A 15,545-nucleotide genomic window follows, 5' to 3' on the forward strand; every position below is an offset into this window, starting at 1 on the left:
AAGTTTTACCCTAAAAGAGTGACCATAATCGTATTCTGGCAAATCCGTCCTTCCGACCCGCACTTACAGTCAACAACTATTCCTGTGCTTGCTCTCCAAAGAACATCTCATCCGCAAGGGCAGTCTGAATGCGTGATTCTTCCTCAGTCAATTTGCGGATGAGTTGCATCTCCACCTCGGTTACCTCTTGCCCCTGGAAGTTGATCTCCGCAATGGAAACCACGATCTTGACGATGGCTACAGCCACGTTATCCGGTGTGTATGCAATCACTTTCTGGCCGGTAGGAAATACCCGGAAGCCCTGTTTGACCATTTTGCCGCGTCCGTATTCAAGCAGTTCGAACAGCTCCTGCTCATTCTTGAACTTGCATACGGAATTGAATTCAGTCTGAAATCCCATGCATATCCCTCCTGATCTTGTGGTCGCAGGCTACGCCTGTACGCCGTTCTCGTAATTCAGTGCCTGCTTGCGGTTGTAACGCTCCAGTGCCAGCTCAATCATGCGATCCAGCAGTTCGGCATACGATACACCTGTCTCACGCCAAAGAAGTGGATACATGCTGTATGGTGTGAAACCAGGCATGGTGTTGACTTCATTAATAAGCAAGGCGCCGTCATTTTTCCGAATGAAGAAGTCCGCACGTGAAATACCGTTACCTTCAATCGCACGGAACGCCTGCAAAGCTGCCTCGCGAATGCGATCTGCGGCCTCTGGGTCCAGTGGAGCTGGAATCAGCATCTGTGATTGACCATCAATATACTTGGCTGCATAGTCATAATACTCACCGGAGGATACGATCTCACCTGGAACGGAAGCCATGGGCTCGTCATTGCCGAGGACGCTGACTTCAACCTCGCGTGCTTCAACGAACTCCTCAATGACAACCTTCGTGTCATACCGAAGTGCAAACTCGACAGCTGTCTTCAACTCATCGCGGTTACGTGCTTTGGAGATACCTACACTGGAGCCCAGATTCGCCGGTTTGATAAAACAAGGATACCCGAGCTGATCTTCGACCTGTACGATCATTTCGTGCTCTGTCTGCTTCCATTGTGTCGCGTTAAAATACGTAAAGGCACATTGGTCAATGCCAGCCTGTGCAAACAGCTTTTTCATGACCACTTTGTCCATGCCGCCAGCCGAAGCCAGTACACCTGCACCTACATATGGCATATCCGCCATCTCAAACATGCCCTGAATGGTGCCATCCTCTCCAAACGTACCATGCAGCAGAGGGAACATCACGTCCAGCGCTTCTGCTCCGCCATACAAACGGCCAAACAGTGCGTTCAGCGCATCCTGCGTTCCGCCTGCCGATTGCTCCAGCTTCAAGTCTTCAATCTGCGCGAACGGCGCATGCATGACAGGTCCTTTTTTCCACGTCCCCTGCTTGGAGATATAAAAAGGAACCAGTTCATACTTTTCATAATCAAATGCGTTTGTTACAGCAAACGCCGTTTGCAGCGACACCTCATGCTCGCCCGATTTTCCGCCGTACACGACGCCTACTTTTAATTTATCCATACTCATGTGTACCCTCCGATTATCTGTGCCTGATGCTGTCATGTTTGCATGCTCAGCACCCTTGTTATTCTGCTTGCATTATCTGGTCTTATTTTACACGGAACTGGATGTCTGCGTCACCGCATCCCGAAAATCTTTCGTCATCAAAACTCATCTGCAATATGAAAAAGCCGGTATACCGTCCGCTCCGTCCAAGCGTAAGAATCCCGGTAATCCCAAAATCGGTGACGGCTGCTAACCGTATGTGCGTTAACAAGCGGCATACCGCCCGCATCAAACGCGGTCACAACGGTGCTGTGCTGAAATCGTCCATCTCCATCCCAATCGTAGAGAATAACATCGCCGAGCATCAGCTGCTCAGGACGCTCCACTTCTGTCGCGGTCAGACCCCAGCTGCTGCCTGACAAATAACGCTCCAGACTGTTGGAGACTGCCCAACTGTAACTCCACATTTCGGAGCCGTTCACATACCCTTTATACCACCAGCCGGCTTCTCTTCTACCAGTATAGTGGATGGGTGCGCCCCCTGCAAAGAGACATTGGGACACGTAATTGGTACAATCCACATCAAATTCCTCAAATGCCGGATTTCCCGCATTCCACCACCGATCTGCATAGGCAACCGCCAGATCTCTGCGATATGACTGTTGCCGTGAGCTTCTTCCTTGACCCAACACTTCCCGATTCAGCAGCGGCCGATTCATCGCCTGTACAAAATCAGCTTGTTGAAACGGACGTCCTTCCCCAGCAGGACGACGCTCTGGCACTTCTCGCTCGACCCGTCCAATGATCCATCCACCACTCTGCCGCAGAAAGGTTAACCGCTCCCGCTCAATCCGGTCCTCCCGGTGGGTGATCCCGCTCTTCTCGTAGAACAGTCTGCTGTACAATTGTACATCCACCACTGCTTCTTCCTGGCCATCCATAAGCGTGCGTACAAGCTTGGCGCTGGTCTCGCTGCGAAGAGGCACGGCGCGCCGCTTACGATACCATTCGTCCAGCCTTGCCATACGCTCTCCCCGTTCCACCACGAAGTCAGGATCGGTAACGATCCGTTCGCTGGTCTGTGGACGGTAGTCGATCTCACAGCGATTGTACTGGTTCACGTAAGTATATAAGGCACTCTTCCATTCCCGTTCCAAGCCTATGTCCCCCTTTGGCATGAGTTCTGTCTGGAATATTTCATTGCGTATATAAACTCCTACTATTCATATGAAAGGGTCTTCGGTTGTATGTACACGGCTCAGGAGGGAGATCCGAAATTCGGCAAATACAGGTACACAAGATATCTTATTCCTGCTCGCTTCACGAAAACGCCTTCATCGGTCCAAAAGCTTGCTTGATCAGGCAAAAAGACCTTTACGTACGGAGGTGAAAACGGTATACTTAAAACTAAAGTTATGATTATGAAATTACGTTTCATCTGATGAAACTAACGAACAAGAACACGGAACGATGAAGGCCTGTTCTTCACCTAAATGAACGTTTTCTTCATCTCACCGACACATCCCAAGGAGGTACATGTATGTCAGCAAAGAATCATTTCTCCGCCGCTCGCAGTCTTGAGGTTGGAGGCAAGTCTTACCGCTACTACAGTCTCGATGCTCTTCAGGAAAACGGCCACGGCGATCTTTCCAGGCTTCCTTTCTCCATTAAAGTGTTGCTTGAAGCAGCAATTCGTCAATTCGACGGACGTGCTATCACCGAAGAACACGTAAAACAACTGACCGGCTGGGCAGATGGCCGTGACAATAACAAGGAAATCCCATTCATCCCTGCACGTATCGTTCTGCAGGATTTCACCGGTGTACCGGTTGTCGTTGACCTCGCTGCAATGCGTGATACTGTGAAAAAAGCAGGTGGCGATCCAAAACAGATCAACCCGCTCGTACCGGTCGATCTCGTTATCGACCACTCCGTTATGGTTGATGCTTTTGGTACCAACGATGCACTTGATTACAATATCAAAGTTGAGTTTGAGCGTAATGAAGAGCGTTACCGCTTCTTGCGTTGGGCGCAAACGGCATTCAACAACTTCCGTGCAGTTCCACCATCCACAGGGATCGTTCACCAGGTTAACCTGGAGTATCTGGCTTCCGTGGCAGCAACAAAAACCGTGGACGGCGAAACCGTTGTATTCCCGGATTCCCTCGTAGGTACAGACTCCCACACCACCATGATCAACGGACTTGGCGTTGTTGGTTGGGGTGTTGGTGGTATTGAGGCTGAAGCAGGTATGCTGGGCCAACCGCTTTATTTTGTAACACCAGACGTTATCGGTTTCAAACTGACAGGCAGCCTGAGCGAAGGCGCAACAGCAACGGATCTGGCACTGACCGTTACCCAATTGCTTCGTAAAAAAGGCGTTGTTGGTAAATTCGTTGAGTTCTACGGACCAGGTCTTGCCAACATCGGTCTGGCTGACCGTGCAACAGTAGCCAACATGGCACCAGAATATGGCGCAACGATCGGTTTCTTCCCTGTTGATAGTGAAACGTTGAACTATTTGCGTAACACTGGCCGTCCTGACGAGCAGGTAGAATTGGTTGAAGCTTATTACAAAGCTCAAGGCATGTTCCGTACTTCAAGCACCGTTGATCCTGAATTCACAGATGTGATTGAACTGGATCTCGGCTCTGTTGTACCAAGTCTTGCAGGACCAAAACGTCCACAGGATCGCATCGAGCTGACACAAATGAAAGAAAGCTTCAACAGCATCATTCGCACACCTGTAGATAAAGGCGGCTACGGTCTGAGCGATGAGAAAATCGAACAATCCGTACCTGTGAAGCATCCGGACGGTTCCAACAGTGAACTGAAGGCAGGCGCTGTTGTGATCGCGGCGATCACAAGTTGTACGAACACTTCGAATCCAAGTGTTATGGTTGGAGCGGGACTACTGGCGAAAAAAGCAGTTGAACGCGGCCTGACCAAACCAGGATATGTGAAAAGCAGTCTGACACCAGGTTCCCTGGTTGTTACCGAGTACCTGGAAAAAGCAGGCCTGATCACGTATCTCGACAAACTCGGATTCAACGTTGCCGGCTACGGTTGTGCAACATGTATCGGTAACTCCGGCCCACTGCCGGACGAAGTGAGCGAAGCTATTGCTGAGAACGATATGACCGTAGCGGCTGTATTGTCCGGTAACCGTAACTTCGAAGGCCGTGTGCATGCACAGGTTAAAGCCAACTACCTGGCATCCCCACCACTCGTTGTGGCATATGCACTTGCGGGTACAGTGAATATTGACTTTGAAACCGATCCAATCGGTTATGATACGAACAATGAGCCTGTATTCCTGAAAGACCTCTGGCCTACCTCCGAGGAAATCAAGGATACTATCGCTAGTTCCCTGAACGCTCAGATGTTCCGCAACAAGTACGAGAATGTATTTACAGCCAATGAGCGTTGGAATTCAATTTCTGTACCGGAAGGTGAATTGTACGAGTGGGATCCGAACTCCACGTACATTCAGAACCCTCCGTTCTTCCAAGAGCTTGGCGACAAGTTGAACGATATCGCAGATATCCGTTCTGCACGTGTTATGGCATTGCTTGCGGATTCCGTAACAACGGATCACATCTCGCCAGCAGGTAATATTGCACCATCCAGCCCGGCTGGACTGTACCTGAAAGAGCATGGCGTAGAGCGCAAGGACTTCAACTCCTACGGTTCACGCCGTGGTAACCATGAAGTCATGATGCGTGGTACGTTTGCCAACATTCGTATTCGTAACCAGGTGGCTCCGGGTACCGAGGGCGGTATCACGAAGTACCTGCCAACGGACGAAGAAATGTCCATCTACGATGCTTCCATGAAGTATCAGGATGAAGGACAGAACCTGATCGTTATTGCTGGTAAAGAGTATGGTACAGGAAGCTCCCGTGACTGGGCGGCAAAAGGAACATTCCTTCTCGGCGTCAAAGCCGTTATCGCAGAAAGCTTCGAGCGGATTCACCGCAGTAACCTGGTGGGCATGGGCGTAATGCCATTGCAATTCCAGGAAGGTCACGGCTGGTCCAGCCTTGGTCTGAACGGACGCGAAACGTATGACATTACTGGCCTCAGCAATGATGTGAAGCCAGGACAAGAGTTGAAAGTTACCGTAACTCGTGAAGACGGTACACAGTTCGAATTCCCTGTCATCGCTCGTCTGGATAGCATGGTTGACGTGGATTACTACCATAACGGCGGTATCCTGCAAACTGTATTGCGTCAAATGATGAAAAAAGCTTAATGATATAAATCATTAATGTAATGAAGTTATACAGAAAAGCTCCCTGCCACGTGCAATCAGCACGTGGCGAGGAGCTTTTTTGGCTTTGTTTTTTATACTCGGGATATGTTTAAAAATCAATCTTCAAAGCCAACTGCCTTTTAATGCCCAATGTGATGTGAGGCTTGATCTAACAGTTGAATCGTGCCCATGATCAGAAACAGACATGCCAGAGCAATTAACGAGCCTCCAACCCATCTAGACATGATTACTCGCTCCGTAATCTGTTTTTCCGAAGCATCCGTTACCTTGTGTGGATACACGAGAAATATTAGCCCTGCGCTAATGAATAGTACAGCCATTATAATCAAGTTCTTCCCCTCCTTACACGTGACTTTCCTTAGAATTTAACTTTTTCGTCGTCACGCGGGATTCTCCTCCCACCAACACCTTTTTCAGACCCATAGCCATAGTGAAAACAATATATCCAATGAAGCCGCCGAGTGTATTAAGCATCAAATCATCCACATCAAATATGCCCATACCAGTCACTAACTGTGTCACTTCATAGCCCAGACTGAGCAGCAGAGACAGCAAGATTACCTTTACTCCAGAGAATAACTTGTTGCCCGTCAACACAGGGATGAAGATGCCCAGAGGGATAAAGGCCAGTATATTGCCTACCAGATGGATTGCGGTTCCAGGACGATGTAACGACAGACTGTTCCAGTCTCGTGAGATTTCCTGAAATGGTGTCAGGTTGACGGTTCGGTTATGGACCAGATCCGGTTGTTGCAAGAACGCCATCAGTCGATCCTTCACGATGCCAAAATCGACCGGGCTTCCTTTAAACAGGATCAGCTTCGTAAGTAGATATACATAGATAATGAAAACGGCAATCCAAAGGATGTAATGTTTGCTTTTCTTCTGGTTGTTGTGCTTCATGCTGCTCCTCCTCCTTTGTGTTGCCCTGTTATTTCTTTACGGTGACAATGACACCATCCATGTTATCACCCGATATTTCAGTTTGTCCTTGCTCAGGTATGTAAACGGTTGTGTCTCGGGTGGCCCGATAATAGCGGATATGATACTCCTCTTCCTCTACTTCCACAGTAATGTTCTCTTTCTCTTTAAGCATATCGAGATACTCTTCCAGTACCAGATTATTCTTATACATGACAGCACTGTGCGGCAGCCCTACATATCGAAAGTGCCATGGTTCATATTGAATACCGGTAATGCGCACTTTATCCTTTGGGTAACGTAAAATAAATCCGTATTTCCATGCATTCTTCTCCAGCCATGCACCCTCTGGTGCTTCATTCATCGCAGCCAAGCTCGAGCCGATATCCAGGGATAACCCAAGATTATGCTCACTGTGTCCCGCAGGAAGTGCATAATCTGAACCCTTTTCCCGATATAACTCGTCCTGCTTTTCAAAGTCCCTGTATCCACTGCTGACGAGAAAATATCTGACTCCCTCTTCGCCTGCTGCTTCAACCATCCTCTGAAACTCCTGCGCCACCTGTCGTGATAACATGATTTTCTGATCCAGTATCCCATATCCACGAAGCAGATCATCCTCATGTGCCACATATACAATATCGGATTTGACTCCTTCCGGGTGAACGGGGTATTGCTTATCAACTAGTAACAAGTTGCCCTTATGTACCTGATCCTGAATGTTTCCGGTGACGGATACGGTATAACCTGCGGGATTTTCACGCGTATTCTGAATCTCGATGGGCAACTCATCCTTCTGCTGAATCCATCCCGGTGATTGCGTAACGATATATCCGATCAAAATAATACATATCAAAAAGCCCCACTTCTTCATGCTTGTTCCTCCTTTTACCTCATACATCAAGGATAGACAACACAAGTTAAAGAAAAAGCAGGGCAATTTTAAAGTTTTTCTTAAATTTTGACGTCAACCTTATTGGAAGACGGGCAAACGAACCTCGAATAACGTCCGTACCACGTCGCTCTGAGCCGAGATCGTACCGTCATGCTGCTCCACAATATTACGAGCGATAAACAGTCCAAGGCCTGTCCCACCCTCCTGAGGGGTCCTGGCACGATCTCCGGTGTAATACATATCGAAGATATGTGGCAATTCCTCTGGACGAATATGTCCACCATAGTTAATTACCTGAATGATGACCTGTTCTGCATCCCGATATCCATTAATATCTACGTACATGCCATCCTTGCCATGCCGTGCAGCGTTAATTAGCAGATTCTCGAACACACGAGCCAGTAGCTCGCCATCACCGGAGACCGTAAGGTCAGTGTCTATTTTTAGTCGGGCGACTAGTTGGTTCTTTTCAAATACAGGATAGAGCTCTTCGTTCATCTGCTTCAGCAGTTCGCTAAGATCCAGCTGTGTCTTGTTTATAGGCAGCATGCCATAATTCATACGGGTAATTTCGAACAAATCATCAATCAGCTTCTCCAGGCGCTGTGATTTGGTGAATGCAATCGACGTAAAGTGCCGTACCTGCTCCTCCGTTAACTGATCATCCTTCATGAGCAGATCTAAATATCCAAGCACAGACGTCAGCGGTGTTCGCAGGTCATGCGCCAGATTGACAACAAGCTGGTCCTTACTATTTTCAGCAAAATCCCCTCGTTCTACCGCTTCCCTTAGCTTCTCACTTGCCAAATTCACATCCTCCGCAATCGTACCTAACTCGTCCTTCGAGGAGATCTGCACACGATGCTGAAAGTCACCGTTGGCCAAATGCCTGATCCCTGTAGAAATATCCTTGAAATACGTCGCGTAGGGCTTGGTAAACCAGAAGAAAAATAGAATGGCCAGTGGGATAAATAAGATCAGGAAGAAATAGATATCCCCGATACTTCTCATAAAATGACGATATTCAGCGAGCTGATCTTCTGCACGGACACCCGAATAATAGGCTTGCATAAGCTTGTAAATCCCATAGGTAATTGCACCAGAGGCAAGCATGCTTAACCCTAGCAACATAATCATGGTTGTACGAAAACTTCTTCGTTTAGTCATTAAACGTGTACCCCACACCCCAGATGGTTTTGATAAACTTGTTCTTGTTCACATCTTCCCCCAGCTTTTTGCGCAGGGTCCGAATGTGGACCATCACGGTATTCCCACTCTCGTAATAGGCTTCTCCCCATACCTGTTCAAAAATGCTTTCTGCACTGAACACCTGCTTGGGGTGGCTCGCGAGCAGATACAAAATGTCAAACTCCTTCGGTGTTAGTTCCACTGGTTTGCCGTAGAGTGTAACGCGATGTTGATCTGGCGTGATGATGAGCCCACCTTTCTCCAGAATGGACCTCTGCACAGGCGCAGACTGGCTGAATTGCAGCGAACGACGTAACTGGGAGTTAACCCGGGCAACAAGCTCCATCGGATTAAACGGTTTGGTCATATAATCGTCCGCACCCATCACAAGTCCCGTAATTTTGTCCATATCTGACGTTTTGGCACTTAGGAAAATGATCGGTAAATGATGCTGTTCCCGAATTTTACGTGTCACCTCATACCCGTCCATACCAGGCATCATAATGTCCAGAATCGCCAAATCTATCGCTTGAGTCTGAACAGCTTGAACCGCCGCCTTCCCATCAAAGGCCTTGATCGTGTGATATCCTTCTTTTTGTAGATGTAAAGCAACCAGATCAGCGATCTCAACTTCATCGTCTGCGATCAGAATCGTAATTCGCTTCATTGCTTATTCCACTCCTATGTGTGATGCTCAACAATATAACATATTTGAATCCAACAGATAAACCAATGAAAGGAATCCATACATATGAAACTGGAGCGTTTATTAGCCATCGTGGTGTTGCTAATCAATCGTGGACGGGTACAAGCCAAAGACTTGGCAGATATGTTCGAAGTATCAATCCGGACCATCTATCGGGACATCGATACATTGGGTCAAGCAGGCATCCCCGTGGTGACATATCAGGGGGCAAGCGGTGGGATTGGTCTGGCAGAGGGTTACCGTCTGGATCGAAACGTATTAACAGACAAGGACCTCGCCTCCATCGTCACTGCACTGCGCAGTGTATCCACTTCCCATGCTAATGCGGCGCGAGAGCTTCTGGTCGAAAAACTCAGCAGTATCGTACCTGAATCCAAAAATGACGATTTTCAGGCCAATACCAATCGATTCATCGTGGATTACTCAACTTGGACGCATCCCGAAGCGCTGAAAATAAAGCTTGAACTTATCGAACAGGGTATGGATCAATTACGCCCCGTAACCTTTACCTACTGCAGTGCGGAAGGTATCCATACTCACCGAACTGCCGACCCTCATACCATCGTACTCAAGAAGCATTCCTGGTATCTGTATGCTTTTTGTCACGAGCGGAATCAATTTCGCATGTTCAAGCTTGTGCGCATGCAAGATGTTACACTTGCTAATGAGCACTTCGAGCGTAAAGTCATTAACCCACAGGACAGACCCTGGCAACAGGAATGGAGCCGTCCGGACAATCAAGCTAGGTTAACCTTGAAATTCCATGCTCGCGTCCGTCATATTGCGGAAGAATGGTTTGGGATCGAGAACGTCATGCCTGATGGGACTGGGTATTATATCAGCGAGGTTGCTTTTCCCGAGGATGGCTGGTTATATGGGTTCATTCTGGGCTTCGGCGCGGACGTTGAAGTATTGGAACCTCAGCATATTCGGGATGAAATCTGCCGTATCGCGGAGCAAATTGTACAAAATTATATACCTCCGACTCAAACCTGACAGACAGCTGTCCAGTTCCTACCCGTATACTTCAGATATATTCAATCTGTACATATATGAGGAGGAACTAATCATGAACGTTACTGTATGTCAAAGCTGCGGAATGCCGCTCACAACCCCTGCCCAATTCGGAACGGAAGCAGATGGAAGCACAACCCGTGAGTACTGTATTTATTGTTACAAAGAGGGCAAGTTTGAGCAGCCCGGTATGTCACTAGAAGGCATGACGGAGATGTGCACTGCCATTCTGAAGGACGAAGGCATGGATGAGGAATCCGCTCGTTCGATGCTGCGTAACCAGCTTCCTTTTTTGAAGCGTTGGCGCACGAATACAACGGATCAACACACAGAATCTCTGGCTGAAAACTCTACTGCTTCCGCTAATCCTGGTCAGGTAACAACAGAGCATTCGTTCTCTGCCCAGCCCGTTCGTTATGTCACGCTCCCTGGCAAACGTCTTGCCGGCGTATCCGCCCGCACAACCAACGCCATTGAGATCAGTGGCAAAGGTTGTATTCAGGGACTCTGGAACAATTATTTTGCCTCAGAGCACCTCCCTGCACCTGAAGTTGTTCGCTATGGTTGTTACACGGATTACACCGATGGGATAACCGGAGAATACACCATACTGGTAGGGCATGAGGTCAGTCCGAACGAATCGTTGCCTGAGGGATTGGACGACATTTTACTCCCTCCTGCAACTTACGCCATATTCACTTCCAGAAAAGGACCGATGGCAGAGGTTGTTGGCGAAGCTTGGGGAGCCGTGTGGGCATGGGATAAACAAAGCGATCGTACGTTCACCGGGGATTTTGAATTATATGATGAACGCAGCCTGAATCCCGAAAGTGTACAAGTGGATATATACATCGCTGTTCGCCAAAGTAGATAAAACCAACACGATACCACCTCAGACAGAATCAAAGTTTCATCGCATCCTTCTTCATATCAAGCAAGCTGCCGGGTTCGCTCGGCAGTTTTTTTGTTATATCCGGAACTACATTATCCCCTAAACAACCCGACCATGGTACCAAGTTAGTTAGCATGCTTTGCATCATTTAACCAGATAATATGCCTCATATGCGGGTACCATTGACTTCCTTAAAATTGGGACTATTCACATAACAACCGATTCGATCCTCCCATATCAAACCTTTCATATTAGGTCCTTTACTCCTGAATTTCCCTAAAAACGTTTACATCTCCTTAAAACCGGGTAAAATCACTACAATCCAATTGGAATTACGCTTTAAACTCTTTTATTTCGTCTAACAAGTCACATGTACCTATATGCGCACCTGGCATGGTAACCAGTCGAAATACATAATCCAAAAAAACGCATCAAAGGAGGAACCAAGATGATCCGCATGCCTATTCAGCAAATGATCCCGTACCATCACCAATATCCGCGCAACACGGCGACCACTGCTCCTAAAAAGGAGAATGAGAACACTCAAGGTCTATCCTTTCATGAAATTCTGCAACAAAAAATGGCGAAGAAAAATGCTTCTCCTTCCCTTAGATAAAAATGGACACCGGACCGACCCTAGTTGAGTCAGGTTATCAACCGTCTTTCCGCAGCTTGGCGGAAGGGCGGTTATTGGCGTTGAGCCATAAACGACTGTACAGTTCTCAGGCATGTTTCTATAATGGTTTAAATATCTAAAAGATCCATGACATATACGAACTATAAAAGGGGACTTAGCACATGATCACCATTGGTTGTTTTCACGCTCATTATTCCAACATCGCCTTAATTGAGGAGACGCTTGCTCCTTATGAAGTTGAATTGGTCCATTACGTCGATCCAGGTCTGGACCGTCTTAAACATGACGCTGACTTTTCCGAGGTTGTCATTCACGAGAAGGTAGCCCAGACGCTCCAATGGATCGCTGAGTGTCATGCCGATGCCATTCTGGTCACGTGTACCCTGTTTGCGACAGTATTGGAGCAGGAAGCCATACAGGTCCCTGTGCCTGTGATCGGCATAGATGATCCGTTATTGCAGGAGATGCGGCGAGTACCAGGAGATTACATAATATCATTCACCAACCCGGCAACTATTGAAGGAACGATGGCACGGTTGAATCAGGCATTACAGCAAGAGGATGAGAACGGGCAACTACACGTTGCCAAGACCTCTCAGACGGAAGCGGTGTGCATCCCTGGGACATTTGAGTTGATTATGCGTGGAGATCAGCAAGGGTATCTCGAAGCGGTACGAGAAGGCTTACAGCAGATTGCTGAGCAGTACCCGGGTAAAGCGGTAGTGGCGGCCCAACTGTCTATGGCTCCCGCTGCTGCACAGGTTACAATAGATCGCGGTATTCCAATCCATAGCCCTCTGGCATTGCTTGCAACGTATTTGGAGAAGAATTTGGGCCTGGCTCGACAGTAGTAGCGGATTTGGAGTGAAATATTACAATCACTAAAAAGATGTGAAAACTACTATATCGACTCCTTTTGCAAAATAAAAATGCTCTCGAACAAGAGCATTTCAAATGGTATAATCACTTTGTACAGCCAATTTGTGGTGGGAAATAGGCTTGCCTCCAGTGGGAGGTGATCCTATGAACTTCTCTTTTAACGACGTAATCGTGTTCGCGATGTTAATTATTGCGCTCCTGACATACATCGATCGTAAAAAGAAGTGACCCGCCACAGGTTGACGGCCTGACGGGTCACTTCATCTGAACTTGCTGCACTCGGAGGAATACCCACCGCAAATGCTGTGCAGGAGTAGCCATTGGCCTGGCTACTCTTATTGGTGTTTACTTACATTCATTTTATTAAACATCTGCTAGACAATCAACCATAATGCTGATAAAAAGTATCAGGAAGCTGATCAATAAGATGAAGAAGACGACATGATAGCAGTATTCTCACCTTCAAACGATGTCAGACTGCCCAGCTTGCGCTGTACCGGCGCCTAGGACCGTGTCCGATATTCCTCGGCCTTTTCCTGCATCCCGGCAGCTACAGCCTCATTCTCGGACAACCCCTTGTCTGCGGCAAAGGCACGAATGTCCTGCGTGATGCGCATGCTACAGAACTTTGGTCCGCACATGGAGCAGAAATGAGCTTCCTTGGCCCCTTCTGCTGGCAGCGTCTCGTCATGGTAGGATAATGCCCGTTCCGGGTCCAGTGACAGGTTGAACTGGTCCCGCCAACGGAACTCGAAGCGTGCCTTGGACAATGCGTCATCGCGGCGTTGAGCACGCGGATGGCCTTTCGCCAGATCGGCGGCATGAGCTGCGATCTTGTAGGCGATGACCCCTTCCCGCACATCATCCTTGTTGGGCAGGCCCAAATGTTCTTTTGGCGTAACATAACAGAGCATGGACGTGCCGAACCAGCCAATCATGGCTGCCCCAATGGCGGATGTGATGTGATCATATCCTGGCGCAATGTCGGTCGTTAGCGGCCCAAGTGTGTAGAACGGTGCTTCTTTACAGATCTCCATCTGCAAGTCCACATTCTCCTTGATCTTATGCATCGGCACATGACCCGGGCCTTCGATCATCACCTGCACATCATGCTTCCATGCGATCTGCGTCAGTTCCCCAAGCGTGGCCAGTTCCGCCATCTGAGCTTCGTCATTCGCATCGTAGATACTGCCTGGACGAAGTCCATCTCCCAGTGAGAACGCCACATCATACCTTTTCATAATCTCGCAGATTTCTTCAAAATGGGTGTATAAAAAATTCTCCTGATGATGCGCAAGGCACCATGCTGCCATAATGGAACCACCCCGAGACACAATACCTGTCATTCGCTTGGCGGTCATGGGGATATAACGCAGCAGTACACCTGCATGAATCGTAAAGTAGTCCACGCCCTGCTCTGCCTGCTCAATGAGTGTGTCACGGTACAACTCCCAGGTCAGCGCTTCCGCTTCGCCATTCACCTTCTCCAGCGCCTGATACAGCGGCACCGTACCAATCGGCACAGGTGAATTGCGGATAATCCATTCCCGGGTGGTATGAATGTTTTTGCCTGTGGACAGATCCATCACCGTATCCGATCCCCATCGTACCGCCCAGGTCATCTTCTCCACCTCTTCCTCAATGGAAGAAGATACAGCAGAGTTACCTATGTTGGCATTGATCTTCACGTGAAAATGACGACCGATCAACATCGGCTCACTCTCCGGGTGATTGATGTTGGATGGCAGAATGGCCCGTCCACTCGCCAGCTCCTGTCTCACAAATTCCGGCTCCACGCCTTCACGAATGGCGGCGAATTCCATCTCAGCCGTAATGACTCCCTGTCTCGCGTAGTGCATCTGAGTCACGCAGCGTTCTGGCTGTGCCCGCAACGGTTTGCCTCGTAATCCGGGGTACTCTTCAGCGCCAGCTCTCTTCCCTCCAGGCTTTAGTCCGTTATCCTCCGGTTTAACTGTACGGCCTTGGTAAGTTTCGACATCGCCGCGCTCTGTGATCCAACGTGTGCGCAGGGATGGCAGACCTGCACGGATATCCGCATGGAATGCAGGATCGGTCATGGGGCCGCTCGTATCGTAGACACGCAGCGGTTCGTTATGCTCCACCCCTTGGGGAGTATTCGTGTCATGAAGGGCTATCTCACGCTCCGGTACAGCAATGTCCGGCCGTGAGCCCTGAATGTAGACTTTGCGGCTGCCCGGAAAGGGCTGAACCCGTCCGGCCGCCCCTGTTTCCTTTTCCACCTGCTGACCGTTATGTTCCTGTTCCATCGCTTGTTGTCCCGTTTGATTTCCTGTACTCATGTTCACTTGTCTCCTCCTCAGTGTTCGTCGCTTGTTTGGTTGGTTTCATCATTAGCTCGCTTACGTACCTGTCCCAAATCATGCGCAATGCAGAGAAGAAAGAGCGATCCTACACCAGACCAGGGGAGACACTTTTCATGTACAGTTAACAACAGACGGAGGCTGCCACAGATCATCGATCTATAAGACTTCCCTCCTCATCCAAGCCCACTTCCGCAGGTTATCGAAAAAGAAGCCCATAAAATCCGCGCTATATCGCCCGTTCCCTGTATATAAAAAAGCCGGTCCCCGAAGGAACCGACTTTT

14 protein-coding genes are annotated in these 15,545 nt (G+C 48.6%); 5 read left to right on the forward strand and 9 right to left on the reverse strand.

Annotated features, from left to right (window positions below):
* Positions 1-76: 76 nt before the first annotated feature.
* The 3 genes from C161_RS03220 to C161_RS03230 all read right to left on the reverse strand — a co-directional run bounded on the left by C161_RS03220 (position 77) and on the right by C161_RS03230 (position 2,667).
* Complete coding sequence (locus C161_RS03220) at positions 77-400, reverse strand: hypothetical protein (RefSeq protein ID WP_036614107.1); 324 nt, start codon at positions 398-400, stop codon at positions 77-79.
* Between the two features lie 30 nt (positions 401-430).
* On the reverse strand, positions 431-1,531 hold the full coding sequence (locus C161_RS03225; protein WP_036614110.1) for a D-alanine--D-alanine ligase: 1,101 nt from the start codon (positions 1,529-1,531) through the stop codon (positions 431-433).
* A 137-nt stretch (positions 1,532-1,668) separates the two neighbouring features.
* Positions 1,669-2,667, reverse strand: a complete 999-nt coding sequence (locus C161_RS03230; protein WP_370511462.1) for an amidase domain-containing protein — start codon at positions 2,665-2,667, stop codon at positions 1,669-1,671.
* Positions 2,668-3,050: 383 nt separating this feature from the next.
* On the opposite strand from C161_RS03230, the gene acnA reads away from it, so the two are divergent.
* A complete protein-coding gene (acnA, locus tag C161_RS03235; RefSeq protein ID WP_036614112.1) occupies positions 3,051-5,765 on the forward strand; it encodes an aconitate hydratase AcnA in 2,715 nt (904 codons plus the stop codon).
* 140 nt (positions 5,766-5,905) lie between these two features.
* Here acnA and C161_RS03240 read toward each other — a convergent pair whose 3' ends face one another.
* The 5 genes from C161_RS03240 to C161_RS03260 form a co-directional block, all read right to left on the reverse strand.
* Entirely contained in the window at positions 5,906-6,115 is a 210-nt protein-coding gene (locus C161_RS03240) for a hypothetical protein (protein ID WP_036668216.1), read from the reverse strand.
* 13 nt (positions 6,116-6,128) lie between these two features.
* Complete coding sequence (locus C161_RS03245; protein WP_036668217.1) at positions 6,129-6,689, reverse strand: VanZ family protein; 561 nt, start codon at positions 6,687-6,689, stop codon at positions 6,129-6,131.
* Between the two features lie 28 nt (positions 6,690-6,717).
* Entirely contained in the window at positions 6,718-7,581 is an 864-nt protein-coding gene (locus C161_RS03250) for a D-Ala-D-Ala carboxypeptidase VanY (protein WP_036668221.1), read from the reverse strand.
* A 99-nt stretch (positions 7,582-7,680) separates the two neighbouring features.
* Positions 7,681-8,769, reverse strand: a complete 1,089-nt coding sequence (locus tag C161_RS03255) for a HAMP domain-containing sensor histidine kinase (protein WP_036614119.1) — start codon at positions 8,767-8,769, stop codon at positions 7,681-7,683.
* Positions 8,762-9,457, reverse strand: a complete 696-nt coding sequence (locus C161_RS03260) for a response regulator transcription factor (protein ID WP_036668222.1) — start codon at positions 9,455-9,457, stop codon at positions 8,762-8,764. Before C161_RS03260 ends, C161_RS03255 begins: the two co-directional genes overlap by 8 nt.
* Before the next feature lie 84 nt (positions 9,458-9,541).
* Between C161_RS03260 and C161_RS03265 the strand changes: the two genes are divergently transcribed.
* The 4 genes from C161_RS03265 (at position 9,542) to C161_RS03275 (ending at position 12,890) form a co-directional block, all read left to right on the forward strand.
* Positions 9,542-10,492, forward strand: a complete 951-nt coding sequence (locus tag C161_RS03265; RefSeq protein WP_036668223.1) for a helix-turn-helix transcriptional regulator — start codon at positions 9,542-9,544, stop codon at positions 10,490-10,492.
* Positions 10,493-10,565: 73 nt separating this feature from the next.
* Positions 10,566-11,384: a zinc ribbon domain-containing protein gene (locus C161_RS03270; protein ID WP_036668224.1), complete on the forward strand. Its 819-nt coding sequence runs from the start codon at positions 10,566-10,568 to the stop codon at positions 11,382-11,384.
* Positions 11,385-11,850: 466 nt separating this feature from the next.
* Positions 11,851-12,018, forward strand: coding sequence for a hypothetical protein (locus C161_RS32260; protein ID WP_017690769.1), 168 nt, complete (start codon positions 11,851-11,853; stop codon positions 12,016-12,018).
* A 182-nt stretch (positions 12,019-12,200) separates the two neighbouring features.
* Entirely contained in the window at positions 12,201-12,890 is a 690-nt protein-coding gene (locus tag C161_RS03275; RefSeq protein WP_036668225.1) for a hypothetical protein, read from the forward strand.
* Between the two features lie 531 nt (positions 12,891-13,421).
* Here the strand turns inward: C161_RS03275 and thiC are convergent.
* The gene (gene thiC, locus C161_RS03280; protein WP_036668263.1) at positions 13,422-15,206 is read right to left on the reverse strand and encodes a phosphomethylpyrimidine synthase ThiC; all 1,785 of its coding nucleotides are present in this window, start codon (positions 15,204-15,206) and stop codon (positions 13,422-13,424) included.
* Positions 15,207-15,545 lie beyond the last annotated feature (339 nt).

Source organism: Paenibacillus sp. FSL R5-192 (assembly GCF_000517845.1).
GTDB classification, from domain to species: Bacteria; Bacillota; Bacilli; order Paenibacillales; family Paenibacillaceae; genus Paenibacillus; species Paenibacillus amylolyticus.

Excerpts from the sequence above, each read along its gene's own strand:
- C161_RS03275 (WP_036668225.1), top strand. The coding sequence starts at position 12,201 with ATGATCACCATTGGTTGTTTTCACGCTCATTATTCCAACATCGCCTTA.
- C161_RS03225 (WP_036614110.1), bottom strand. The coding sequence starts at position 1,531 with ATGAGTATGGATAAATTAAAAGTAGGCGTCGTGTACGGCGGAAAATCG.
- C161_RS03265 (WP_036668223.1), top strand. The coding sequence starts at position 9,542 with ATGAAACTGGAGCGTTTATTAGCCATCGTGGTGTTGCTAATCAATCGT.
- C161_RS03255 (WP_036614119.1), bottom strand. The coding sequence starts at position 8,769 with ATGACTAAACGAAGAAGTTTTCGTACAACCATGATTATGTTGCTAGGG.
- C161_RS03270 (WP_036668224.1), top strand. The coding sequence starts at position 10,566 with ATGAACGTTACTGTATGTCAAAGCTGCGGAATGCCGCTCACAACCCCT.
- acnA (WP_036614112.1), top strand. The coding sequence starts at position 3,051 with ATGTCAGCAAAGAATCATTTCTCCGCCGCTCGCAGTCTTGAGGTTGGA.
- C161_RS03245 (WP_036668217.1), bottom strand. The coding sequence starts at position 6,689 with ATGAAGCACAACAACCAGAAGAAAAGCAAACATTACATCCTTTGGATT.
- C161_RS32260 (WP_017690769.1), top strand. The coding sequence starts at position 11,851 with ATGATCCGCATGCCTATTCAGCAAATGATCCCGTACCATCACCAATAT.
- C161_RS03220 (WP_036614107.1), bottom strand. The coding sequence starts at position 400 with ATGGGATTTCAGACTGAATTCAATTCCGTATGCAAGTTCAAGAATGAG.
- C161_RS03250 (WP_036668221.1), bottom strand. The coding sequence starts at position 7,581 with ATGAAGAAGTGGGGCTTTTTGATATGTATTATTTTGATCGGATATATC.
- thiC (WP_036668263.1), bottom strand. The coding sequence starts at position 15,206 with ATGGAACAGGAACATAACGGTCAGCAGGTGGAAAAGGAAACAGGGGCG.
- C161_RS03260 (WP_036668222.1), bottom strand. The coding sequence starts at position 9,457 with ATGAAGCGAATTACGATTCTGATCGCAGACGATGAAGTTGAGATCGCT.